General features: G+C 42.4%; 23 protein-coding genes. All 23 read left to right on the top strand.

Annotated elements, in window-relative coordinates; translation table 11 throughout:
- Positions 1 to 3 precede the first annotated feature (3 nt).
- The 23 genes from CD03_RS0113555 (at position 4) to CD03_RS0113445 (ending at position 24683) form a co-directional block, all read left to right on the top strand.
- A complete protein-coding gene (locus CD03_RS0113555) occupies positions 4 to 513 on the top strand; it encodes a flavodoxin family protein (protein WP_027294112.1) in 510 nt (169 codons plus the stop codon).
- Entirely contained in the window at positions 510 to 1190 is a 681-nt protein-coding gene (locus CD03_RS33485) for a hypothetical protein (RefSeq protein ID WP_044289372.1), read from the top strand. Before CD03_RS0113555 ends, CD03_RS33485 begins: the two co-directional genes overlap by 4 nt.
- Before the next feature lie 124 nt (positions 1191 to 1314).
- Positions 1315 to 2307: a DUF4003 family protein gene (locus tag CD03_RS0113545; protein WP_027294111.1), complete on the top strand. Its 993-nt coding sequence runs from the start codon at positions 1315 to 1317 to the stop codon at positions 2305 to 2307.
- A gap of 211 nt (positions 2308 to 2518) precedes the next feature.
- On the top strand, positions 2519 to 3076 hold the full coding sequence (locus tag CD03_RS0113540) for a DUF2284 domain-containing protein (protein ID WP_027294110.1): 558 nt from the start codon (positions 2519 to 2521) through the stop codon (positions 3074 to 3076).
- A 43-nt stretch (positions 3077 to 3119) separates the two neighbouring features.
- On the top strand, positions 3120 to 3395 hold the full coding sequence (locus CD03_RS0113535) for a YabP/YqfC family sporulation protein (RefSeq protein ID WP_027294109.1): 276 nt from the start codon (positions 3120 to 3122) through the stop codon (positions 3393 to 3395).
- A gap of 17 nt (positions 3396 to 3412) precedes the next feature.
- Complete coding sequence (gene yqfD, locus CD03_RS0113530) at positions 3413 to 4642, top strand: sporulation protein YqfD (RefSeq protein ID WP_027294108.1); 1230 nt, start codon at positions 3413 to 3415, stop codon at positions 4640 to 4642.
- Positions 4639 to 5640, top strand: coding sequence for a PhoH family protein (locus CD03_RS0113525; protein WP_027294107.1), 1002 nt, complete (start codon positions 4639 to 4641; stop codon positions 5638 to 5640). The genes yqfD and CD03_RS0113525 overlap by 4 nt, the downstream gene beginning before the upstream one ends.
- Before the next feature lie 37 nt (positions 5641 to 5677).
- Positions 5678 to 6175, top strand: a complete 498-nt coding sequence (ybeY, locus tag CD03_RS0113520; RefSeq protein ID WP_027294106.1) for an rRNA maturation RNase YbeY — start codon at positions 5678 to 5680, stop codon at positions 6173 to 6175.
- 14 nt (positions 6176 to 6189) lie between these two features.
- Entirely contained in the window at positions 6190 to 7347 is a 1158-nt protein-coding gene (locus CD03_RS33480) for a DUF3048 domain-containing protein (RefSeq protein WP_044289371.1), read from the top strand.
- A gap of 173 nt (positions 7348 to 7520) precedes the next feature.
- Positions 7521 to 9167, top strand: a complete 1647-nt coding sequence (locus CD03_RS0113510) for a putative polysaccharide biosynthesis protein (RefSeq protein WP_027294105.1) — start codon at positions 7521 to 7523, stop codon at positions 9165 to 9167.
- Positions 9168 to 9178: 11 nt separating this feature from the next.
- On the top strand, positions 9179 to 10000 hold the full coding sequence (locus CD03_RS0113505; protein ID WP_027294104.1) for a pyridoxamine kinase: 822 nt from the start codon (positions 9179 to 9181) through the stop codon (positions 9998 to 10000).
- 152 nt (positions 10001 to 10152) lie between these two features.
- Positions 10153 to 10530, top strand: coding sequence for a hypothetical protein (locus tag CD03_RS33475; protein WP_052377795.1), 378 nt, complete (start codon positions 10153 to 10155; stop codon positions 10528 to 10530).
- 179 nt (positions 10531 to 10709) lie between these two features.
- Complete coding sequence (gene proB / locus CD03_RS0113495) at positions 10710 to 11555, top strand: glutamate 5-kinase (protein WP_027294103.1); 846 nt, start codon at positions 10710 to 10712, stop codon at positions 11553 to 11555.
- Positions 11556 to 11685: 130 nt separating this feature from the next.
- Positions 11686 to 11904: a DUF896 domain-containing protein gene (locus CD03_RS0113490; protein WP_027294102.1), complete on the top strand. Its 219-nt coding sequence runs from the start codon at positions 11686 to 11688 to the stop codon at positions 11902 to 11904.
- A complete protein-coding gene (locus CD03_RS0113485) occupies positions 11885 to 12433 on the top strand; it encodes a 5-formyltetrahydrofolate cyclo-ligase (RefSeq protein ID WP_027294101.1) in 549 nt (182 codons plus the stop codon). Before CD03_RS0113490 ends, CD03_RS0113485 begins: the two co-directional genes overlap by 20 nt.
- 23 nt (positions 12434 to 12456) lie before the next feature.
- Positions 12457 to 13725 (top strand): glutamate-5-semialdehyde dehydrogenase, encoded by a 1269-nt coding sequence (locus CD03_RS0113480; RefSeq protein WP_255348086.1) that lies wholly within the window; start codon positions 12457 to 12459, stop codon positions 13723 to 13725.
- Positions 13726 to 13825: 100 nt separating this feature from the next.
- Positions 13826 to 14701 carry a M14 family zinc carboxypeptidase gene (locus tag CD03_RS0113475; protein WP_138001643.1) on the top strand — a complete coding sequence of 292 codons (876 nt, stop codon included), beginning with the start codon at positions 13826 to 13828 and terminating at the stop codon, positions 14699 to 14701.
- 113 nt (positions 14702 to 14814) lie between these two features.
- On the top strand, positions 14815 to 16275 hold the full coding sequence (miaB, locus tag CD03_RS0113470; protein ID WP_027294098.1) for a tRNA (N6-isopentenyl adenosine(37)-C2)-methylthiotransferase MiaB: 1461 nt from the start codon (positions 14815 to 14817) through the stop codon (positions 16273 to 16275).
- A gap of 33 nt (positions 16276 to 16308) precedes the next feature.
- On the top strand, positions 16309 to 18939 hold the full coding sequence (mutS, locus tag CD03_RS0113465; RefSeq protein WP_027294097.1) for a DNA mismatch repair protein MutS: 2631 nt from the start codon (positions 16309 to 16311) through the stop codon (positions 18937 to 18939).
- An 83-nt stretch (positions 18940 to 19022) separates the two neighbouring features.
- Positions 19023 to 21107, top strand: coding sequence for a DNA mismatch repair endonuclease MutL (gene mutL / locus CD03_RS0113460; protein ID WP_027294096.1), 2085 nt, complete (start codon positions 19023 to 19025; stop codon positions 21105 to 21107).
- A gap of 22 nt (positions 21108 to 21129) precedes the next feature.
- Positions 21130 to 22074, top strand: a complete 945-nt coding sequence (miaA, locus tag CD03_RS0113455; protein WP_027294095.1) for a tRNA (adenosine(37)-N6)-dimethylallyltransferase MiaA — start codon at positions 21130 to 21132, stop codon at positions 22072 to 22074.
- 74 nt (positions 22075 to 22148) lie between these two features.
- Entirely contained in the window at positions 22149 to 23441 is a 1293-nt protein-coding gene (locus tag CD03_RS0113450) for a methionine gamma-lyase family protein (RefSeq protein ID WP_027294094.1), read from the top strand.
- A 21-nt stretch (positions 23442 to 23462) separates the two neighbouring features.
- The gene (locus CD03_RS0113445) at positions 23463 to 24683 is read left to right on the top strand and encodes an NAD(P)/FAD-dependent oxidoreductase (protein WP_044289368.1); all 1221 of its coding nucleotides are present in this window, start codon (positions 23463 to 23465) and stop codon (positions 24681 to 24683) included.
- Positions 24684 to 24706 lie beyond the last annotated feature (23 nt).

Here is a 24706-nt window from a genome sequence, read left to right as displayed (position 1 = left end):
CATATGAAACTCATAATTCATGATCTGCAGAAAGAAGAATTTCATAAACTTATGCCGGATATAAAAAAAGATACCCCGATTATTGGGGATGACCAGAGTATCCATCCATGCATTGGCTGCTTTGGCTGCTGGTTAAAAACACCTGGCACCTGTATGATACGCAGCGATGCCTACGGTGACATGGGTTATCTGATTTCACAATGTGAAAAAATAACCCTCATCAGTAAGTGTTGTTATGGAGGCTTTAGCTGTTTTGTCAAAAATGTATTAGATCGGAGTCTGCCTTACCTCCATCCTGATTTTGTAATTAAAAATGGTGAAATGCATCACAGACAGCGCTATCAAAAAGAGTTAGAGCTGAACGTGCATTTTTACGGAGAAGATATCACTGATCAGGAAAAGGAAATTGCTAAAGAACTGTTAAAAGCAAATTCCATTAATTTGTACTGTAGCTTAAACTCTGTTACTTTTTCAAAAAGTCCTTATCAAATAAAAGGAGGCTCTGAGATATGAAAATTGCACTGATAAATTGCAGCCCCAAGACCAAAGACAGCAACTCAGAATTCCTGTACCAAAAGCTTCTGACTCTTTTTGCGGGGAAGGCAGAGTTGCTAGAAATGCATCTGCGAAAAAAAGAACTTGATGAAGATTCCATCACCCATATTTGTGAATGTGATACCCTGTTATTCATTTTTCCACTCTATATAGATGCACTCCCTTCTCATATGACCGGATGCCTGGTTCAGCTGGAAAGTGTATTGAAACGATACATACCAAAGAAAAAACGAATGGTATATGCAATCGCTAACTGTGGTTTTTATGAAGGGAACCAGAACAAAATTGCTTTGGATATTTTAAAATGCTGGTGTCTAAAGGCAGGTGCCGACTGGGGATATGGCATTGGAGTGGGCGGCGGCGGCATGCTTCCTATGCTGGGCAAATCTTCAGCAGATAATGGACCTATGAAGAATATCATTCATTCACTTGATCATTTTACCGATATGATTTTATACGGAAAAACAAGAAATAATATTTATATATCTCCTGGATTTCCCCGATTTGCTTATAAATTTGCAGCAGAAATGGGCTGGAGACAGGGGATTAAACGAAATGGTTTGAAGAAAAAGGAAATTCACAGACATGCGGTAAACCAGATAAAACAATGTAAATTTAAACAGTCTGATTCATAAAAAAACAGAAGTTTATCAGTATACGATAGACTTCTGCTTTTTTTGATTGGCTTCCTTGACACGGTAATGTATAATAGCTGTAGAATGTAAAACAATTCAATTTTTGATACAGGAGGCAAACAATATGAGAGATGAACTACAGAAACGCTGTCAGCTTTTTATAGAAAACAGAGATATTGTAAAATACGCATTCGGTTGGGAAAGTGCCTATATTTATCCACTGTGTGCAAGCTTATATACAATAAAAGGAATACATGCAGATGCCGGAGTTATGAAGGACTGCCGGGATCTCCTGAGGGAGAAGACTGGTTTTCTCTCTAATTTCAGAGGCATATCGAAAATGGCAACGGTTACCATGCTTTCCCTTTCTCCCAACGCGGAGTATAAAATGAACCAATTACTGGATATTTACGGGAGGCTAAAGGAAGTGTTCTGGGGATCTGAATACCTGACCGTAGCTGCATCTGTTATATCGGATATGGCAGAGCCCCGGCAATACGAACAGATTACCCAGAGAACCAGAATGATTTATAATCGAATGAAAGAAGCACATCCTTTTCTTACATCGGGAGAAGACAGCTCATTTGCTGCCCTGCTAGCCCTTTCCGAACTAGATGATATCTATATAGAGCAGGAAATGGAACGGTGCTACTCACTTCTGAAACCATACTTCTATTCCGGTAATGCCGTACAGTCCTTAAGCCATATCCTTGCACTGGGTGAAGGATCTCCAGAGCAGAAGTGCACAAAGGCAATAGAACTATTTGAATATCTGAAATCCCACGGCCATAAATACGGCACAAGCTACGAATTGGCTTCCCTTGGAGTTTTGGCACTGTTAGATACGGATGTGAAAACCCTGGCGCAGGATATCATGGAAGTGGATGATTATCTTCATTCCCAAAAAGGGTTCGGTGCATTTGGTATTGGCGCAAGGCAGCGTTTGATGTATGCAGGCATTCTGACCATGTGTGACTACATGCCGGAGTTACAGCCTATGAAGACGGCAGCACTTAATGGAGTGGTATCACTTGTGATCGCACAGCAGGCGGCACTTTGTGCTTCCGCAGCCGCTGCCAGTGCCGCCGCAGCATCTGCTTCCAGTTCATCGTGCTGATAGGGACACCCGGGATGAAATGTCCGCAAAACAATTGGGCATGACCCATGACGGGAGATTTTCCCTGCAGCAGTATGTACGGCTTGTAGAAGTTAAATTCCCCTCTGACGGGAAATCAAATGACTAACGTATAGGGGAGCGCGCCGATGACGGAATGCATTTTCATACACACCCTATGTAAATATACAATATAAATCAGGAGATCAGATACATGAAAGATAACAGTAACTTAGAAAAAATGGAAGCGCTGATCGCTTCCTATCCCATCTGCCAATACGGCTTTCTGGACACCAGAGATCTGGTTTTTTCAGATCACGTCAGGCAGATATGCCAACAGGAATGTGAATGCTACGGTACAACCTGGTCCTGCCCGCCGGCAGTAGGCAGTGTGGACAAATGCAGCAGAAAATGCCTGAACTATCGAAAAGCACTTTTATTTACCACTTTGGCTGAGGTCAGCGATACCGCTTTACTGGAAGAGACCCTGGCTACCCGCAAAGATCATGAGGAGGTCACCAGAGGGTTGCTTCTGGATATCAAAAACAGCATGTATGAAGATTGCATGGCTCTTTCCAGTGAATCCTGCCATATCTGTGAACAATGCACTTATCCGGATGCTCCCTGCCGCCACCCGGATAAAATGTTTCCCTGTATTGAAAGTTATGGCATCCTGGTAACCGAATCCGCCGAAAAATGTCAGATCGATTTCTTTTATGACAGCACTACCGTGACCTGGTTTGGAATGATTTTTTTTGACAGGTATAAGTAAATAATTCTCTCATATATTGTGTAATAAAAGGCAAAAATAGTATATGAGTTCGAAGAAAAAGCCGTTGTATTATAAGATGACCCAGGCAATGGAAATACCAGACGACCTGACTCTTGGTGCAGTACTGGTATCACTTACAGGACAAGAGGAAGCCTTTATCGAAAATTATAGAGGTATTATCGAATATACGGACAGCAGGCTTATGTTAGCCACTAAAACCTGTAAATTGGAGATTCTGGGAAAACATCTGGTAATTATGTATTATACCAGCGATGAACTGAAAGTGAGAGGACATATCGAACAGATAAACTATTTATAAACCAGGAGGGGCTCTGTTTGATAAAAAGGCTGTTGCAGTTCATAAAGGGCTATGTTAGAGTCCGGGTACAGGGAAATTCCTATGAACGGTTTTTAAACCTCTGTGCCAACCACTATATTTACTTATGGAATTTACTACCTACCGATACCTGTTACGAAGTGAATATGACAATTAAGGATTTTCGCCAGATCCGGCCTCTGGTCCGTAAGACAGGGACAAAAATTGCAATTAAAAAACGTTATGGGCTTCCCTTTTTTCTGCACCGCCACAAAAAAAGGAAGTTATTTCTGGCAGGCTTTCTGGTCTGCCTGGCAATGTTGTTTTTGCTTTCCTGTTTTATCTGGGATATCCGTATTGAAGGAAATTACTCAGAAACAAGGGAAGTGATATTGGAATACCTGAACGAAAACGGTGCCGGACACGGTGCTAAAAAATCCAGCATTGACTGTAAAGAACTTGCCGCTGCACTGCGGCGCCAGTTTTCAGACTTTATCTGGGTATCGGTGAAAATTAAAGGTACCCGCCTTTTTATTGATGTACAGGAAAATACCGATCTGGAACTGGCAGAAGAAAAAGAATACGATGACAGTGATATTATTTCCAATGTAAACGGAACCATCGTAAAAATGATTACGAGAGCCGGTACTCCCCAGGTGAAAGTGGGGGATGAGATCAAAGAAGGCGATTTATTAGTACTTGGGAAACTGGATATTTTAAATGACAGCGGAGAGGTAAGTAACGTGCGATATGTCCCCTCTGATGCAGATATCTACGTGAAAACCACTTATCCCTATGTAAACGAATTTCCACTTGCCTACAAAAAGAAGCAATATACCGGACTGGATAAAGAAGGCTTTTATCTGAAAGTATTTCAGGATATCATTGGAATAAATCGTCCTTCTTCGAATTTTGAGCAGTCCGATACCGTAACGCAGGAATACCAGGCAATGCTGACAGAAGACTTTTATCTGCCTTTAAGCTTCGGCAAATCAGTAGTAAAAGAATACCAGATTGTGGACAAAAAATACAGTAAAGATGAGGCAAAAAAGAAAGCTACAGAAACTCTTAATAAATTTCTTGAAAAAATTCAGGAAAAAGGGGTTCAAATATTTGAAAATAATGTTAAAATAGACGTAGGTGAGAAAACCTGTAAAGCAGAAGGAGAATTAATTTTGATTGGGAAAGCAGGCAAAAGAGTCCCTACTGAAGTCATTACTTCTCCGCAGGAAGGAACTATGAGTGAATGAGCATCGTTGAAATCATAACCTCTGTTCCCATGGAACATGAGAAGAATGTGTTCGGGCAGTTTGACCAGCACATTAAGAAAATTGAAAAAACACTGAACGTAACGATAATCTCCAGGGAGGGCGCCTTAAAAATTCTTGGAAGCGAAGCCGCCGCCCTGAAGGCGAAGAACATTATTTTACAGCTGGTGGAATTATCAAAAAAAGGCAATATAATCAGCGAACAGAATGTAGATTATACGATTGCCTTATCTTTTGAAGATAAAGAATCTGCAATTGTTGAAATCGACAGGGACTGTATCTGCAATACCATCAGCGGTAAACAAATCAAGCCAAAGACACTGGGTCAGAAAAAATATGTGGATGCCATCCGTGAAAAGATGATTGTATTTGGAATCGGGCCTGCCGGTACGGGTAAAACTTATCTTGCGATGGCAATGGCAATTAATGCATTTAAAAATGATGAAGTAAGCCGCATTATTCTGACCCGGCCTGCCATTGAAGCGGGAGAGAAGCTGGGCTTTCTGCCTGGTGACCTGCAGAGTAAGGTTGATCCGTATCTGCGTCCGCTGTACGATGCCCTGTATCAGATTATGGGGCCGGACAGTTTTCAGAAGAATATGGAAAAAGGATTGATCGAAGTTGCACCACTGGCATATATGAGGGGACGAACCCTGGATAATGCCTATATCATTCTGGACGAGGCACAGAATACTACGCCTGCACAGATGAAAATGTTCCTGACCAGAATCGGTTTTGGATCAAAAGTTATTGTTACCGGGGACTTAACACAGAAAGATCTTCCCGCTGCTGCAAAATCAGGTCTGGATGTTGCCGTTCAGGTTCTGAAGAAAGTAGAAGATATTGCATTTTGTATGTTAACCAGCAAGGATGTTGTAAGGCATCCGTTGGTACAGAAAATTGTACAGGCATATGATGATTTCGAAAAGAGATCTAAGTCCCGGGAGTCCACAGGTAAAGTCCGGCGTACGAGAACTTAAGTGGAAAATATAGTAAAAACAGAAAGGACGTCACAATATGACAATACAGTATGAAGAAGAATGCCGGATACCCTTTTCTTTTGATTACCGGGCAATGGCTGAAAAAGTAATTCGGGAAGCTCTGGACTACGAGAAGTGTCCCTACGAAGCCGAAATAAACCTTACTTTAACTTCGAATGAAGAGATCAGAGTCATGAATTATGAATACCGCGAAATCGACAGGGCAACCGATGTGTTGTCTTTTCCTATGCTGCAATATGACGAACCTGCCGATTTTGAGTATTTGGAAGATGTATGGGCGGAATGCTTTAATCCGGAATCCGGGGAATTATTATTAGGCGATATTGTAATTTCCGTAGAAAAGGTTTTGGAACAGGCAGAAGCTTATGGGCATTCTGCAGAAAGGGAATTTGCTTTTTTGATAGCGCACAGTATGCTTCATTTAATGGGTTATGACCATATGGAGCCGGAGGAAGCGAAAGTTATGGAAACCAAGCAGGAAGAAATTTTAAATGCGCTGAAAATAAACAGATAAGAAGGACGAAAACTATGAAAAAATTAACAGTACTTGCATTATTGACTTTGACAGCAGTTACTTTTACCGCCTGCCAGAAAAAAGGAGAGACCGAACCTGCAACACAGACAGCACAGAATGATACCACAGCTGATCTGGAAACAGATTCAGAACTGGAGACCGGTTCATTTACCGTCAATAACACGGATGACCAGAATCCCACACGTGAGACACCAAACGCCCAGGGGCAGGTGCACAGCTATCTGACAGGAGCATTAACCGATGTCAATCTTGCATATAAGCGTCCGATTGCGATTATGCTGAATAATATCATAGACGCCTGCCCACAGGCAGGTATTGCCCGTGCAGGCATTGTATACGAAGCACCGGTGGAAGGCGGCCTGACACGTCTTATGGGCATCTTCGAGGATTATACAGATATGGAGAAAATCGGTTCCGTAAGAAGCTGCCGTGACTATTATGTACGGTATGCCTTAGAATTTGATGCAATCTATACACACTTTGGACAGGCTGTTTATGCTTTTGATCTGTTAAATTCTGACCGGGTTAATAACATCAGCGGACTGGAATACCAGGAGAAAGCCGGCAAACTAAAAGGCTACGCAGGAGAAGATATTTTCTACCGCTCCTCAGACAGGCCTTCCCCACACAATGTATATATCAGTGCCGAGGGAATCGAAAAAGCAATTGAAAAGAAAGGCTACAGCACAGAATTAGCGGATGATTATACCGGGCATTATAAATTTGCCAAGGACGGCGAAGAAGTTACCTATACAGATGGTTCCGCCCAGCATATAGAGCCGGCTTACCAGATCAACAAACCCTGGTTTGATTACAACACAGAGGACAAGCTTTACTACCGTTCCCAGTATAAGAAAGAGCAGATTGATCAGCTTACCGATGAGCAGCTGGCATATAAAAATGTAATTTTCCAGTATTCCCAGATAGAGAATTATGACGACAACGGTTATTTGAACATAGACACAAAATCAGGTGGAAATGCAATTGTATTTTCAGACGGTACTTACCAGAAAGGAACCTGGAAGAAAGATGATGAATGGGGTCCTGCAAAATACTATGACGCCTCCGGGAAAGAGATCGTATTAAATCAGGGCAAAACCTGGGTCTGCATTGTACCTAAAAATTATGAAAGTAATGTAGTAATTCAGTAGTTAAATGCTGCCGTCCGCGGCAGGATATTTGGTCTGCGCTTCGCTCCGGTCGTTGCCAGACGAACGTCCACTGGACGTTCAGCAACCCTCGGCAGTTGCCAAATGGTTCCGCAATCGGCGCCCGTTTGGCTCGCTGCTCGCGGGAATAAAACATGAGATGAACGAGGTATGACGTGGGAAAGAAGAAGAAGAGTAATTCGTTTTTAGTGCAGGGTACGATTCTTGCGGTAGCTTCTATTCTTGCCAAGATTATAGGCATGATTTACCGCATTCCGCTGACAAATATTCTGGGTGATGAAGGAAACAGCTATTATTCAACAGCAAATGAAATTTACACCATTCTGTTGATGGTATCCTCCTTCAGTCTCCCTCTGGCAGTATCCAAGCTGGTATCTGAACGGTTACATTTAGGACAGAAAAAAAATGCATATAAAGTTTTTAAGTGTTCCCTGAAATTTGCGGTAATCGCAGGAGGAATCGTCTCTGTTTTAACCTTCCTGCTGGCAGGTGTGATTTCAAAAGACATTATGAAGACAGAAATGGCTTCCTATGGACTGCGGGTGTTAGCTCCGGCGGTATTTATATTTGCGATCGCAGGAGTATTCCGTGGTTTCTATCAGGGGCATGGTTCTATGGTGCCTACGGCAGTGTCCCAGGTCATTGAACAGATTGTAAATGCTGTGGTATCCGTTGCCGCAGCAGGCATATTATTTAATTATGGAGCGAGTCTTGTCAAGGAAAAAGGCAACAGTTCCCTCGCCCCGGCATTTGGTGCTGCCGGCGGTACACTGGGTACGGTTGTCAGTGTTGCTGTGGCACTTATTTTCCTGGTAGCCATATTCAGCTCCTATCAGCGAAATTTTAAAAAACAGATGCGGCAGGATCCAACCAAAAGGCTGGAACCAGATGCACTGATCTACAAAGCAATCCTCTGGACAATCATTCCGGTTGTTTTAAGTACGGTAATTTACAACATTATTACTGTATTGGACCAGGGTATTTTTAATGCTGTTTTATCCGGTCAGGGATTCTCGGAAAAGCAGTATACCACCATCTGGGGCGTCTATGTGGGAAAATTCCGGGTATTAATGAATGTACCCCTGGCACTTGCTTCCTGCCTGGCACCGTCTGTGGTTCCCAGTCTGACTAAGGCGATGGTCGATCATGATTTTAAAGATGCCTCTTTAAAGGTGCGCAACACCATACGGTATACCATGGTACTTACCATTCCTTGCGCTGTTGGAATGGCAGCACTGGCTACTCCCATCATGAAACTCCTGTTTAATGACGGACGTGCCCTTACTTCCGGAATCATGCAGACCGGTGCATTAATGATCGTTCTGTTTGCGCTGTCAACGCTGACGACGGGAATACTTCAGGGCCTTAACCAGTTGAGGGCTCCATTAATTCACGCAGCAATTGCCCTGGTACTACATATATTTGTATTAATGTTTTTATTAACAAAAGCATCTCTGAATATTTACAGTGTTGTCTACGCAAATATATTCTTTGCCTTTGTAATCTGTATACTAAATGCCCTTTCCATCCGGAAACATCTGCATTACCGTCAGGAGCTGAAAAAAACTTTTTTAATTCCGCTTCTGTCATCAGCAGTTATGGGTCTTGTCGTATTTGGGGTACAATGGCTTTTAAATAAACTTATGGGCAATACAGTTTCCACGGTTATTGCAATTTTAATCGGTGTAATCGTTTACAGTGTCTGCCTGATTAAGCTTAAAGGCATCAAAGAGCGGGAAATACTGGATCTTCCAAAAGGCCGGCTGATGGTAATAATATTAAAAAAATTCCGCATTTTATAGAAAGGCAACCGATGAAACCGATAAAAAGAGTAGCTGTAATCCATGATATGTGCAGTGTGGGAAAAGCTGCTATGACTAATATACTACCGGTATTTTCCATTATGGGAATCGAACCCTGTCCGGTACCGACTATGATACTTTCCACTCATACCGGCGGTTTTGGAAAACCGGTAATGATGCCGCTTCCATCTTTTGTGACAGAAGCGGCCAAACATTTTAAAAATAATCAAATTTCTTTTGACTATATATTTATAGGGTATCTGGGCAATATCCAGGTTGTCCGTGAAGTTTTGCAGTTTTTAAAGTACTTTCCGGATGCAGATGTTTTATTTGACCCTATTATGGGAGACCATGGAAGCTTCTATATGAATTTTGACGAATCTTATAATCAGGCAATGTGGGAATTGCTTCCCTATAGTACACTGGTGACACCCAATTATACAGAAAGCTGCCTGCTTACGGGAGAGTCCTGTCTGGAATACAGCAATGAAGAACAGATCGCACGGATAGCAGAAAAGTTAAGGCGAAAAGGCTGTCGCTGTTCTGTAATTACAAGTGTTCCATTACAGGATTTTCCACAATCCATCGCATTGTGTGAAGGTGAAACAGTAGAAATTCTTTCAAAAGCCAGCACCGGAAGATCTTATCACGGTACCGGTGATTTGTTTGCCAGCGTACTGCTGGGGAAACTTATGAAAGGTTTATCTTTGGCTGCTGCTGCTAAAGAAGCACATCAGTTTGTCTGCAAATGTATACAGTCCAGTGATCAGAACGGATATCCTGTAAAAGAAGGAGTTCTCTTAGAGCCAAATCTTAAATATCTATTGCCGTGAACAATGAGCCAAGCGGATGCGCTTGCGGAACCATTTGGCGACTGCCGCGAGGGTCACAAATTCCGCGTAATGCGGATTTTTGACTGAATAGTGACAAAATTCGTGAATAAGTAATCAAAGAATGCCGATACTATTTCCAAAGGAGTGATCTTATGAAATGGAAATATAGTGTCGGCGTTTTATTTAGTGTCTGCTTATTGTGTTTCGCCTATTATGCCAGCTACCGCTGGACACAAAGCTATGAACTGCAACCCGGACAAGATAATATATTGAATATGCAGGCAAAAGACGTATCTTTTAGCAAAGATAAAAAAGTATCCGCATCCGATGTTTCTGATAAAGGAAAATTCTATCTAAAAGAAGAAAATGGAAAAATAACCGTATACCGTACGAACGGGGATATCCTCTATGAGTATACGAACATCAATATGAACCGCCTCCCGGAAAGTGTACAGGAGGAGATCGAAGAGGGTAAGTATTTAAAAGATTTTAGTGAGTTGTATGATTTTTTGGAAAACTATTCAACTTGAGAGAATAGTTAGGTTTTTCTGAGTAAAGACGCTTTGTATTAGGAGGTTGTACGATAATGTGGGTAATGGCAGGCCTTGTTGATTACACAAAGCGTCCCCAATCAGTAATCTCCAACTACCACTAGACGATTTCCTAAAAATGGTGTAAGATAGTTTGGAAATAGTGAAGGAGGCACAAAGTGAACATTCGTGAAAAACTAATAGATAAAAAAAGAATCGTTGTAAAAATCGGTTCCTCATCTTTGACACATGAGGAAACAGGTGCATTGAACCTGACAAAACTTGAAATTCTGGTACGTGAATTAAGTGATCTTCGCAATATGGGGAAAGATGTTATTTTAGTATCTTCCGGTGCAATTGCGGTTGGAACAAAAGCAGTAGGTATGGAATCCAAACCGGATGAAATAGCGAGAAAACAGGCATGTGCCGCAATTGGACAGGCTAAGCTTATGATGATTTACCAGAAGCTGTTTTCGGAATACGGACAAATGGCTGCCCAGATTTTAATGACAAAGAACACAATGGTAGATAATTTAAGCAGAAAAAATGCATTGAATACCTTTCAGGAATTATTAAAGCTTGGCGCAATTCCTATCGTTAATGAAAATGATACAGTATCTACCTATGAAATGCGCTTTGGTGACAATGATACTCTTTCGGCCATTGTAGCCGCCCTGGTTGGGGCAGACCTTCTGATTCTGCTTTCTGATATTGACGGACTGTTTACCGACGACCCTAATCAGAATCCCAATGCAAAGTTTATAGATATCGTAGAAACTCTGGATGATCATTTAATGGGCATGGGAAAAGACAGCAGCAAAAGCAGCGTTGGAACAGGCGGAATGGCAACCAAACTGGTTGCAGCCAAAATAGCTACTTCCGCAGGTACCGATATGGTAATTGCCAACGGGGAAGATTTTCATGTTCTACATAAAATAGTCCAGGGACGTAACCATGGAACTCTGTTCCTGGCAAAATCCGATGCAGATTTCTTCCTGATTGATTACCTGGAAGAAATGCAGTAATATAATACAGTAAGTAGTTTAAGGTTGAAAGAAAATTATGATATAGAAAGGACGCCACGATGTGATTCTTTCAACCTGTTTAATTGTGGCAGCATTGCAGGCTTGCCTGCAATATGCAATGGGAATCATTATGAATCAGGAAAAATTAGATCGAATCAATGAACTGGCAAGGAAATCTAAGGCCGAAGGACTTACCGAATCAGAGAAAAAAGAACAGGCAGATCTTCGAAGAGAATACATTGAATCCATCCGCAGCAATCTTAGAAGCCAGTTAAATAATATTGATATGCAGGAAGAAGACGGCACCATCATTAATTTAGGTGAAAAGTATGGAAAAAAAGGAAATTAGAACACTGATATTTCAAAAACGTGCACACCTTACAGAAGAGCTAATCCGCTCAGACAGTCATGCAATCTGCCGCAAAATTATAGATTCAGAAGATTTTCAAAAAGCAGAGTGCATCTACGTCTATATGGATTATAATGGTGAAGTTTCTACCAGAGAACTTATCGAAGAGGCCTGGCGGCAAAAGAAACGCGTAGCGGCACCAAAGGTAACAGGTGCGGATATGGTTTATTATTATATTCATTCTTATGATGATGTAGCTCCCGGATATTTTCATATTCCGGAACCGGTTACCACAGCCCAGGCGCTGGAAGAAAATGCCCTGTTAATCGTACCCGGCGTGGCTTTCGATACTGCGTGCCACCGATGCGGTTATGGTAAAGGATTTTATGACCGCTATCTGAATATACATAAAAAACACAGAACAATTGCGATTGCTTTTGATTTTCAGTTAGTAGGCAGCGTCCCATCTGATGCACATGATATCCTGCCTCAGATGCTGATTACACCTACTGCAAGCTATTTTGCATAACCGGAAACACTAATACCCATAAAATGATTGTGAGGAGGATTAAGATGCAGACATTACAGGAAATCGGGCAGAAAGCCCAAAAGGCAAAGCCATCATTACAGACTTTAGAAACCCTGAAGAAAAATGCCGCACTGGAAGCAGTAGCAAATGCCCTTTTAGAGGAAAGCGACACCATATTAAAAGAAAATGAAAAAGACATCGAAGCTGCCCGTGCAAATCAGATGAAAGAAGGACTGGTTGACCGCCTTCTTCTGACCCGCGCACGAATTGAAGGAATGGCAGAAGGTCTGACACAGCTGGTTACCTTAGAAGACCCTATTGGAGAAGTTCTTTCTATGAAGAAGCGTCCCAACGGACTGATGATCGGACAAAAAAGAGTTCCCCTTGGAGTAGTTGGCATCATCTATGAATCCCGCCCCAATGTTACGGCAGATGCCTTCGGACTCTGTTTTAAAACGGGAAATGCAGTCATTTTAAAAGGCGGAAGCGATGCAATTCATTCCACTAAAGCAATCGTTTCCGTAATACAGAATGCATTAGCTGATTTAAATATTACCAGGGATGCAATTCAGCTGATTGAAGACAGTAACAGGGAAACGACTACTGCATTTATGAAATTAAATCAGTATGTGGATGTACTGATTCCCAGAGGGGGCGCCGGCTTAATTCAGGCAGTTGTCAATAACAGCACCATTCCGGTAATTGAAACGGGAACTGGAAACTGCCATGTCTATGTAGATGAAACGGCAGACCTTGATATGGCAATTGATATCATTTTCAATGCAAAAACCCAAAGAATCGGCGTATGCAATGCATGTGAATCCATTGTTGTACATAAGAATGTAATAAATAATCTGCTTCCGGCACTAAAAGAACGTCTGGATGAAAAAAATGTGGAGCTTCGGGGCGACCAGCCTGCAATTGATGCTGTTTCGGGTATTCTGCCTGCTGTAGAAGAGGACTGGGGCAGTGAATATCTGGATTACATCCTGTCTATAAAAACCGTTACATCCATAGAAGAAGCCATTTCTCATATCAACCGGTATAATACAGGACATTCAGAAGCAATCATAACGAATGATTATTCCCATTCCCAGAAATTCCTGGAAGAAATTGATGCTGCCGCTGTCTATGTAAATGCCTCTACCCGCTTTACGGACGGATTTGAGTTTGGATTTGGTGCTGAGATCGGAATCAGTACGCAGAAACTTCATGCCAGAGGACCAATGGGTCTCCTTGCACTGACGACAACAAAATATATCATTTACGGGAATGGTCAGATCCGTAAATAAAATTTAAATTCCAGATTGGCGATCGTGATTGCTGATCTGGAGTTTTGTCATATTTGCACATTTTAATTCATATACTGATAAGAGGAAGGGGTGTGCAGATGTGGTAAAATTAAATCAAACTTATACATATGATGAAATCATGCAGTGTATCTATGAACTGGAATGCCGATTTTCCGATCTTTTGAAATTGTCCGTCATAGGATACAGCCACGATGAGCGAAAAATACCAATGCTTCAGATGGGAACGTCTGAGAAATGCCTGATTTGCAGTGCTGGGATACATGGCAGAGAAAGCATTAATCCGATCTTAATGTTAAAAATAATTGAGGATTACTGCATTTGTCCGGAATCCGGGAGTAAACTGTTGGAAGAATACAGTCTTTGTTTTCTGCCGCTTATGAATCCGGACGGATATGAAATCGCTTTATGCGGATATCAGTCCATCCGCAATCCAATCTACCGCCATACAATTTTAATGGATGGTATCCCCTATGAGGAATGGAAATTCAATGGCCGGGGAGTGGATATTAACCGTAATTTTCCATGCAAATCATTCCGGGTGCAGGGGAGGATGCTTTATCCCGGAAGCGAGAATGAAACACAGGCTTTAATCGGAGTATTCAGGCAATTTCCAAATTCAGTTGGGTACATAGATTTTCACTCCAGAGGACAGATCATTTATTACTTCCGTAACGCAATGCCAGCGTCTTATAATAAGGAAAGTGAACGAATGGCAAAACACCTTCAGTCACTTGCCCATTATGACCTTGGCAGCAGTGCAGAAGAATTCGGGGATGTAAGCAGTGGTGGAAACTCCGTAAACTATTACTCAGAGATATTCAAAAAGCTGGCTCTGACAGTGGAAACCGTCGCAGACGAAGCCGTATTTCCCCTGGATACCGAATATCAGATCCATACTTATGAAGAAATCAAAAAGATTCCTTTTTCTTTCCTTGAGAAATATTCTAAAAAATAATGATCGCTTTTTTTGTCGGTTTTTGTTATAATATTTTCATATGCCTTGAGCATGTCTGAAAATTACAGGTACCTGACAAGTACAGCATTGCGAAATGATAAGGAGTAAGATACATGAATCTGGAAAAAGAATTTGAAGAAGCATTAGACAAAATAGATTTAAATAAAGAACCCCCGGCAACGGAACCTTCTCGTCAATACTATTTTATAAAAAAGTGCCGTGAAATGGTTCGCCAGCAAAGCGAACATCTGGGCCGGAGGTTAACTGCATCCACCGTTACCTTTGGCTGTCAGATGAATGCCAGGGACTCCGAAAAATTAACCGGTATCCTGGAGCAGATCGGATACGAGATCATAGAAGATGAACATGCAGATTTTGTAATTTATAATACCTGCACCGTAAGGGAAAATGCAAATCAGCGAGTATACGGCAGACTGGGTGCTTTAAACAGCATCAAGAAGAAAAATCCCCACATGCTGATTGCTTTATGCGGCTGCATGATGCAGGAACCGAAAGTTGTTGAAAAATTAAAACAAAGTTACCGTTTTGTAGACCTGATTTTCGGTACTCATAATATCTATAAGTTTGCTGAATTAATTGCCACACGTTACGATTCCGGCCGTATGGTGATTGATATCTGGAAAGACACAGACAAAATCGTGGAAGATCTTCCAAGCGAACGGAAATATCCGTTCAAATCAGGCATTAATATCATGTTTGGGTGTAACAATTTCTGTAGTTACTGTATCGTACCTTATGTGCGTGGAAGAGAGCGAAGCCGGAATCCTAAGGATATCGTCCGGGAAATTGAACGTTTAGTGGCAGATGGCGTGGTGGAAGTCATGCTTTTAGGACAGAACGTAAATTCCTATGGAAAGAACCTGGAAACGCCTATGAGCTTTGCCGGACTTTTGAAAGAAATCGAAAAGATTGAAGGACTTGAACGAATTCGGTTTATGACCTCCCATCCAAAGGATCTGTCAGAGGAACTGATTGAAACTATGAAGAACTCGTCAAAGATTTGCAGACACATGCATCTTCCCCTGCAGTCCGGCAGTTCCAGAATTTTAAAAGAAATGAACCGTCATTATTCGAAAGAGCAGTATCTGGATCTTGTGGACAGGCTTCGCTCGGCTGTACCTGATATTTCCCTGACCACAGATATTATAGTAGGTTTTCCGGGTGAGACGGAAGAAGACTTTCTGGAAACGCTGGAAGTAGTGAGAGAAGTCCGCTTTGACAGTGCGTTTACCTTTATTTATTCCAAACGTACCGGAACTCCCGCAGCAGCCAAAGACGATCAGGTGCCGGAAGATCAGGTGAAAAACCGCTTTGACCGGCTTTTAAAAGAAGTGCAGGAAATTTCCAGAGAGATGTCAGCCAGATATACCGGCGCCGTTCTTCCAGTGCTGGTAGAAGAGGTAAACGACCACAATAACAGTTACATGACAGGACGTTTAAGCAATAACCTGCTGGTACATTTTCCGGGTACACCGCAACTGCTTGGCAAAATTGTAAATGTACACCTGCAGGAATGCAAAGGCTTTTACTATATGGGCGAAATTGTAATATAGAGAGGAACAAAAAGCGTGGAACAACTAACACCAATGATGAAACAATATATGGCTACCAAGGAACAGTATAAAGATTGTATTTTATTTTACCGCCTTGGTGACTTTTACGAAATGTTTTTTGATGATGCCATAACTGCATCAAGAGAACTGGAAATTACATTAACAGGGAAAAATTGTGGACAGGAGGAGCGGGCGCCAATGTGCGGCGTTCCTCATCATGCTGTAGAAGGCTATTTAACAAAGCTGGTAGCAAAAGGCTACAAGGTGGCGATTTGTGAACAGGTAGAAGACCCGAAACTGGCAAAAGGAATTGTAAAAAGGGAAGTTTTGCGTATCGTAACGCCCGGTACCAATTTAAATACCCAGGCTCTGGATGAGACCCGGAATAATTATCTGATGTGTATCGTCTATATGGCCGACAAATACGGCGTATCCATTTCTGACATTACAACCGGCGATTATTTTGTAACTGAACTGGATTCTGCCCGGAAATTAATGGATGAGATCACCAAATTTTCTCCAAAAGAAATTATTTGCAATCATTCCTTTTATGTCAGCGGTATGGATATCGATGATCTGAAAAACAGGCTTGGCATCACCGTATATTCACTGGAATCCTGGTACTTTGACGATGATTTGTGTAAACGGTGCCTGATGGATCATTTCAAACTAAACAGTCTGGAAGGACTTGGACTGGCTGACTACGACTGTGGCGTCATTGCTGCTGGAGCAATCCTTCAGTATCTGACGGAAACCCAGAAGACATCCCTTGCCAATCTGACCAGCCTTACTCCCTATGTAACAGGAAAATATATGATTATCGACAGTTCCACCAGACGAAATCTGGAACTGTGTGAAACCCTGCGTGAGAAACAAAAACGCGGCTCCCTTCTGTGGGTTCTGGATAAGACCAAGACCGCCATGGGCGCCAGGATGCTGAGAAGCTTCATTGAACAGCCGCTCATTGACAAATCTGAAATCAATTCCCGTCTGGATGCCATTGAAGAATTAAATCAAAATGCGATTTCCAGGGAAGAAATTCGGGAATACTTAAATCCGGTATATGACCTGGAACGGCTGATCAGTAAAATCAGTTATAAATCAGCCAATCCCAGAGATTTAATTGCTTTTAAAAGTTCCCTTTCCATGCTCCCCCACATTAAATACCTGCTGGGTGACTTTAAAAAGGAACTGCTTATGGATATCTTTGAGCAGATGGACGAGCTTAAAGACCTGTGTGATCTCATCGACAGCTCTATTATGGATGAACCGCCAATTACCATAAAAGAAGGTGGAATTATCAAAGAAGGATGTAATGAAGAGATCGATAAGCTGCGCCATGCAAAAACCGAAGGAAAGACATGGCTGGCTGAATTAGAAGCCAAAGAGAGGGATAAAACCGGGATCAAAAACTTAAAAATTAAGTTTAACAAAGTTTTTGGTTACTATCTGGAAGTTACCAACTCCAATAAAAACATGGTTCCTGATTATTATACACGTAAACAGACTCTGGCAAACGCAGAACGATATATTACACCGGAATTAAAAGAGCTGGAAGATATTATTCTGGGAGCAGAAGACAAGCTGTTTGCTTTAGAATATAACCTCTTCAACGATGTGCGGGACCGGATAGCTGCAGAAGTTGTTCGAATTCAGACGACGGCAAAAGCAGTGGCTAAAATTGATGTATTTGCCTCTCTTTCCCTGATAGCGGAACGCAATAACTTTGTACGCCCTATAATCAACGAAAAAGGGATCATTGATATAAAAGAAGGCCGCCATCCCGTAGTTGAAAAAATGATCTCCAATGATATGTTTATTTCCAACGATACATATCTGGACAATGGCAGTAACCGTATCTCCATTATCACAGGTCCTAATATGGCGGGTAAATCCACTTATATGCGCCAAAGTGCCCTGATTGTATTAATGGCACAGATTGGCTGCTTTGTACCGGCGGCAAACGCAAAAATCGGCATCGTAGACCGAATCTTTACCCGTGTGGGTGCTTCTGACGACCTGGCATCCGGGCAAAGTACCTTTATGGTGGAAATGACTGAGGTTGCCAACATACTGAGAAATGCCACTTCCAACAGCCTGCTGATCTTAGATGAAATCGGACGGGGTACCAGTACCTTTGACGGTCTGAGTATCGCCTGGGCAGTGGTAGAACACATTAGCAATCCAAGACTTTTAGGTGCCAAAACCCTTTTTGCCACCCACTACCATGAACTTACGGAACTGGAAGGCAAATTAAGCAGTGTCAATAACTACTGTATTGCCGTAAAGGAAAAAGGAGATGATATTGTCTTCCTTCGTAAAATAGTCAAAGGCGGTGCAGACAAGAGCTATGGTATCCAGGTTGCAAAATTAGCCGGGGTGCCGGAAAGCGTTATTGAACGTGCCAAACAGCTGGTAGAAGAACTGAGTGATGCGGATATTACGGCAAAGGCAAGGGAAATCCAGGCTGACACCGGCAATAAAACAAAAGTTAAAACAAAGAAATATGATCAGGTAGATTTAGAGCAGATGTCTCTTTTTGATACGGTCAGCGACCAGGATATTCTTCAGGAACTAAAGGAGATGGATATCAGTACACTGACTCCAATTGATGCACTTAACACAATTTACCGTCTTCAGAATAAGTTAAAGAATCGGTGGTGATACAAGTGTGAAACAAAAATCATTTCAAACTTTCTATTAGCGCAGTACCGCAGACTAATCTGCGGTATGCAGGAGGTATACGCATGAAGACGATCGAAGTTTTAGATCAGCAGACAATCGATAAGATAGCGGCAGGAGAAGTGATTGAACGCCCTGCTTCCGTGGTAAAAGAGTTAGTGGAAAATGCCATTGATGCAGGCGCAAATGCAGTAACCGTTGAAATCCGGGATGGCGGTACTTCTCTGATCCGCATTACGGATAACGGAGAAGGGATAGTTCAAGGTCAGGTTCCCCTGGCGTTTCTACGCCACGCTACCAGTAAAATCAAACGGGTAGAAGACTTGCTGGGGGTTACTTCCCTTGGATTTCGCGGAGAAGCGCTTTCCAGCATTGCTGCCGTCTGCCAGGTAGAATTAATTACGAAAACCGCAGGCAGTCTTACCGGTACCCGTTATATTATTGAAGGCGGGATCGAAAAATCCATAGAAGAAATCGGTGCTCCTGAGGGTACGACTTTCCTTGTGCGCAACATTTTCTTCAATACTCCCGCCAGAAAAAAGTTTTTAAAATCCAGTATGACAGAAGCAGGTTACATCAATGACCTGATGGAGCGTCTGGCATTATCCCATCCCAATGTTTCCTTTAAATTCATTAGCAATAACCAGACGAAAATGCATACCTCCGGGAATGATAACCTGAAGGATATCATCTACAACGTCTATGGGCGTGACATCGCAAACCATCTCATCACCCTGGAGAATGCCAATGAACAGGTATCTCTGAAAGGCTATATCGGTAAACCGATTATTTCCAGAGGAAACCGCAATTACGAAAATTATTTTATAAACGGGCGTTATATTAAGAGCAGCATTATAGCCCGGGCAATCGAAGATGCCTATAAAACATTTATGATGCAGCATAAATATCCCTTTACCGCCATTCATTTTACCATGGATGGAGACTTACTGGATATCAATGTACATCCCACAAAGATGGAGCTTCGATTTGCAGATAATGAAAAAATGTACCAGCTGGTTTATGACTCTGTTAAGCAGGGGCTGACTCAGAAAGAACTGATCCCGGAAGTTACCGTCAAAGAAGATAAAACAGAAAAAATAAAAGAAGCAAAAGTTCTGCAATCCATTCCGGAGCCTTTTGAAAAGAAAAGGCTGGAACAGATGCGTGAGAAAAGCAATTATCAGGCCTCGCCGGCAAAACCTTTTGCACCGAAATCAGATACTTCCCGTTCTTTTGCAGAAAATGCACCAGTTCCGCCACGTAAGCCCGTATCCTCTGCATCATTCGTTACCCCTGCGTCGGCAAATACACCTGCCAGCCATTCAGAACGGAATATGCTTCCGGACGCTCAGGCTGATACATCTGTACAAACGGATGCAGCGGGAACTTTGCATAAAGCTTTGCATAAAGACGTTGCCGCAGACCTAAAGAAGACTTCAGAATCGCAGGTAGAATCAGACCTGAAGAAAACAGCAGATTCAGATGCTGGTGCAGATCAGGCGGACCAGGCATTGATAAAATCTTCCCAGCAGCTGGACCTCTTTGAAGGAAAACTGCTTTCGAAGGAAAGTGTATCAGAGCACCGGATTATCGGACAGGTATTCGGTACTTACTGGCTGGTTGAATTCCAGGAAAAGCTTTATATCATTGATCAGCATGCGGCACATGAAAAAGTTTTATATGAAAGAACCATGAAGAATCTCAATGACCGCACTTATACTTCCCAGTATTTAAGCCCGCCCATTATTTTGACACTCAGTATGCAGGAAGAAGATCTGTTAAATCGTTACATGGATAACTTCACCCAAATCGGTTTTGAAATCGAACCATTTGGAGGCAAGGAATATTCCATTCGCGCTGTACCCGATAATTTATTCGGGATTACCCAGCAGGATCTGTTTATCGAGATGCTGGACAGTCTGGGTGAACAGACCGGGCGTATGAAAGCAGAAGTAATTAACGAAAAAATTGCTTCCATGTCCTGTAAAGCCGCTGTAAAAGGCAACCATAAAATGACTGCCATGGAAGCAGAAAACCTGATTGCCGAACTTCTCACATTAGAGAATCCATACAACTGCCCTCATGGAAGACCTACGATTATTTCTATGACAAAGTATGAAATGGAAAAGAAATTCAAGCGTATTGTTTAAATTGAAGAAGGGAAAGGTTCCTATGAAAAAACCACTCATTATATTAACCGGTCCCACAGCCGTTGGAAAAACCGAGCTATCCATCGCCCTGGCGAAAGCAGTAAACGGCGAAATTATCTCTGCCGATTCAATGCAGGTATACCGTGGAATGGATATTGGCTCTGCAAAAATAAAGCCCCCGGAAATGGATGGGATACCGCACTATCTTATAGATGAATTTGATCCGGACGAGGAATTCCATGTAGTGAAATTCCAGGAATATGCGAAAAAATATATGCAGAAAATCTGGGACAAAGGAAAAATCCCGATTTTAACAGGCGGCACCGGTTTCTATATACAAGCTGTTTTATATGATATTGACTTTACGGAAACCACAGGCAACATTGCTTACCGGCAGGAACTGGAAAAACTGGCATCCATAAAAGGAAGTGAATATCTGCATGAAAAACTGCGCATAGCAGACCCCAAATCAGCTTTTGAAATTCATCCAAACAATGTGAAGCGGGTAATTCGGGCACTGGAATTTTACCACGACACCGGTCAGCCCATCTCCGAACACAATGAGCATGAGCGCCAGAAAGAATCCCCTTATAATTTTGCATATTTTGTTTTAAATGATTTGCGGTCAAACCTGTATGATCGAATCAATATCAGAATAGACCGTATGCTGGAAGAAGGGCTTTTAAAGGAAGTTGCGCAGTTAAAAGAAAAAGGTTATACCAAAGAAATGGTGTCCATGCAGGGACTTGGCTATAAAGAAATCCTGGATTATCTGGAAGGAAACTGCACCCTGGAAGAAGCCGTTTATATCTTAAAACGGGATACCCGGCATTTTGCTAAGCGCCAGATTACCTGGTTTAAGAGGGAAAAAGATGTTATCTGGATGGATAAAGACCATTTTGCTTATAATAATACGGAGATACTCCAAGCTATGCTGAGCATTTTGAAAGACAAAAAAATAATGTAACACGTTCTATAGCGTGTCTGAAAATTGCTTTCTGACACGCTATAGGCTCTGACATATGCTTTTGAAAGGATATTATGAATAATTACAAAATAGAAGAGATGTATGAGACACTTGGGATTAATAAAAAAGTGTTTGCATATGGAAAAGAGATCGAAAGCGGACTCAAAGACCGTTTTGAAAAAATAGATGAAACCGTAGAATTCAATCAGTTAAAAGTCATCCGCGCATTGCAGCAAAACCGTGTATGTGCAGAACATTTCACCTCCAGTACCGGTTATGGATACAACGATGCCGGTAGAGAAACGCTGGAAGCTGTTTATGCCAGTGTTTTTCATACGGAAGCTGCCCTTGTTCGCCCGCAGATAACCTGTGGCACACATGCTCTGGCAGTAGCACTTTCCGGAAATTTAAGACCAGGTGATGAACTTATTTCTATTTCCGGAAAACCTTATGACACATTAGAAGAAGTCATAGGTATCCGTCCTTCCAACGGTTCCCTTGCAGAATATGGGGTATCCTATAAACAGGTAGACCTTTTAGAAGACGGAAGTTTTGACTATGAAAAAATAAAGGAAACACTAAGTCCAAAGACAAAAATGATTGAGATCCAGCGTTCCAAAGGCTATCAGACCCGTCCAACACTGTCTGTTACAGCCATTGGCGAAGCAATTGCATTTGTGAAATCCATAAATCCGGATATCATCTGTATGGTAGATAACTGTTATGGTGAATTTGTAGAATGCATAGAGCCTTCTGATGTAGGCGCAGATATGGTAGTCGGCTCCCTGATTAAAAATCCGGGCGGGGGACTGGCTCCCATCGGCGGATATATTGCAGGTACCGAGAAATGCATTGAAAACGCTTCTTACCGTCTGACCTCTCCGGGACTGGGAAGAGAAGTCGGCGCGACATTGGGCATCATGCAGTCCTTTTACCAGGGTCTTTTCCTTGCCCCGACCGTAGTGGGCGGAGCACTGAAAGGCGCTGTTTTTGCTGCAAATATCTATGAGAAACTGGGATTTAAAGTAGTTCCAAACGGGCAGGAAAGCCGGCACGATATCATACAGGCAGTAGAATTTGGCTTCCCTGAAGGCGTCATTGCTTTTTGCGAAGGCATTCAGGCTGCCGCACCGGTGGACAGTTATGTTACACCAGAACCCTGGGCAATGCCGGGATATGACAGCGATGTCATCATGGCTGCCGGTGCGTTCATTCAGGGTTCCTCCATTGAGTTGAGCGCAGATGGTCCTATAAAACCGCCTTACGCTGTTTATTTTCAGGGAGGGCTTACCTGGCAGCATGCGAAGCTGGGAATTTTAAAATCTCTGCAGCGGCTGATAGAAAAGGACTTAGTACAGCTTCCTTAACCGGAAGATAAGGAGTGTATTATGAAAAATGTTTTCGTCATCGGAGCAGGTGCTTCCGGTCTGCTCGCTGCAATTACAGCCGCCAGAAACGGGGCCGCCGTCACCATATTGGAAGGCATGGAAAAGCCAGGTAAAAAGCTTCTTACAACCGGCAACGGTAAATGCAATATCACCAATACTGCCATGTCCGATCCAAATGTCTTCCGATCCAGTGACCCGGAATTTGTAAAACAGATTCTGGAGCAATTTGGCGTATCGGATACACTGGCGTTTTTTGAAGACCTGGGACTGCTGCTCAAAGACCGCAGCGGCTATATTTATCCTTACGTGGAACAGGCATCGGCTGTTTTAGACCTGCTTTTAATGGAAGTAAAAAGGCTTTCCATAAAGCTGAAATGTATGGAAAAAGTAAAACAGCTTTATCATGCACAGGGAAAATGGCAGATCCAAACAGCCAGCTGGACATATACGGCAGATGCTGTGATCTTAAGCACCGGGTCAAAGGCTGCCCCCGTTACCGGATCAGATGGCAGCGGCTATGAACTGGCTGAGAGCGTGGGACACCGGATTATTCAACCTCTTCCTGCACTTGTGCCATTAAAAGCAAAAGGAGACTGGTTTAAAAGCCTTGCCGGGGTACGCAGTCATGCCCGGCTGACACTTTATGCAGATCAGAACTGCATTTTGAATGAGACAGGTGAATTACAGTGGACAGATTACGGCATTTCAGGAATTGTGGTATTCCAGCTTAGCCGTTATGCAGTCCGGGCTTTACAGGACAATAAACATGTCATGGTAAGTGTGGATCTGATGCCTGATATTCAAACAGAAGATCTGGTAAAAATAATGCAGAACCGATGCCATCATTATCCCAAACGGTCGGCAGAAGAGATTCTGACTGGTCTTTTAAATAAGAAAATGATTACGGTAATACTGAAAAAAGCCAAAATCAAAAATACGAAGCCGGCATCTTCCGTATCACCCAAAGAAATAAAAGAACTTACTGACTGTATTAAAAACAGTTTGGTGCAAATCAGCGGTTTCCGTGATTTTACCCAGGCTCAGGTGTGTTCCGGCGGTGTTCCTACAAAGGAAGTACAAAATATAACCCTGGAATCCAGAATCGCCCCAGGGCTTTTCCTTACGGGAGAAATTCTGGATGTTGACGGAGCCTGCGGCGGCTATAATCTGCAATGGGCATGGTCCAGCGGTTATGCAGCCGGATTTCACAGTACCATATAAAATAGACAGAATAAAATGAGATA

It is taken from the genome of Robinsoniella sp. KNHs210, assembly GCF_000686105.1.
GTDB classification, from domain to species: Bacteria; Bacillota; Clostridia; order Lachnospirales; family Lachnospiraceae; genus Robinsoniella; species Robinsoniella peoriensis.
Note: the sequence above shows the minus strand (reverse complement) of the source record. Positions and strands in the feature narration are given on the sequence as shown.

Coding starts and splice junctions, on each gene's coding strand:
- CD03_RS0113535 (WP_027294109.1), top strand. CDS start 3,120: ATGAGTTCGAAGAAAAAGCCGTTGTATTATAAGATGACCCAGGCAATG.
- CD03_RS33485 (WP_044289372.1), top strand. CDS start 510: ATGAAAATTGCACTGATAAATTGCAGCCCCAAGACCAAAGACAGCAAC.
- CD03_RS0113445 (WP_044289368.1), top strand. CDS start 23,463: ATGAAAAATGTTTTCGTCATCGGAGCAGGTGCTTCCGGTCTGCTCGCT.
- CD03_RS0113490 (WP_027294102.1), top strand. CDS start 11,686: ATGAATCAGGAAAAATTAGATCGAATCAATGAACTGGCAAGGAAATCT.
- CD03_RS33475 (WP_052377795.1), top strand. CDS start 10,153: ATGAAATGGAAATATAGTGTCGGCGTTTTATTTAGTGTCTGCTTATTG.
- ybeY (WP_027294106.1), top strand. CDS start 5,678: ATGACAATACAGTATGAAGAAGAATGCCGGATACCCTTTTCTTTTGAT.
- CD03_RS0113450 (WP_027294094.1), top strand. CDS start 22,149: ATGAATAATTACAAAATAGAAGAGATGTATGAGACACTTGGGATTAAT.
- miaB (WP_027294098.1), top strand. CDS start 14,815: ATGAATCTGGAAAAAGAATTTGAAGAAGCATTAGACAAAATAGATTTA.
- CD03_RS0113525 (WP_027294107.1), top strand. CDS start 4,639: ATGAGCATCGTTGAAATCATAACCTCTGTTCCCATGGAACATGAGAAG.
- mutL (WP_027294096.1), top strand. CDS start 19,023: ATGAAGACGATCGAAGTTTTAGATCAGCAGACAATCGATAAGATAGCG.
- CD03_RS0113555 (WP_027294112.1), top strand. CDS start 4: ATGAAACTCATAATTCATGATCTGCAGAAAGAAGAATTTCATAAACTT.
- CD03_RS0113505 (WP_027294104.1), top strand. CDS start 9,179: ATGAAACCGATAAAAAGAGTAGCTGTAATCCATGATATGTGCAGTGTG.
- mutS (WP_027294097.1), top strand. CDS start 16,309: ATGATGAAACAATATATGGCTACCAAGGAACAGTATAAAGATTGTATT.
- CD03_RS33480 (WP_044289371.1), top strand. CDS start 6,190: ATGAAAAAATTAACAGTACTTGCATTATTGACTTTGACAGCAGTTACT.
- CD03_RS0113540 (WP_027294110.1), top strand. CDS start 2,519: ATGAAAGATAACAGTAACTTAGAAAAAATGGAAGCGCTGATCGCTTCC.
- miaA (WP_027294095.1), top strand. CDS start 21,130: ATGAAAAAACCACTCATTATATTAACCGGTCCCACAGCCGTTGGAAAA.
- CD03_RS0113480 (WP_255348086.1), top strand. CDS start 12,457: ATGATTGTGAGGAGGATTAAGATGCAGACATTACAGGAAATCGGGCAG.
- CD03_RS0113485 (WP_027294101.1), top strand. CDS start 11,885: ATGGAAAAAAAGGAAATTAGAACACTGATATTTCAAAAACGTGCACAC.
- CD03_RS0113545 (WP_027294111.1), top strand. CDS start 1,315: ATGAGAGATGAACTACAGAAACGCTGTCAGCTTTTTATAGAAAACAGA.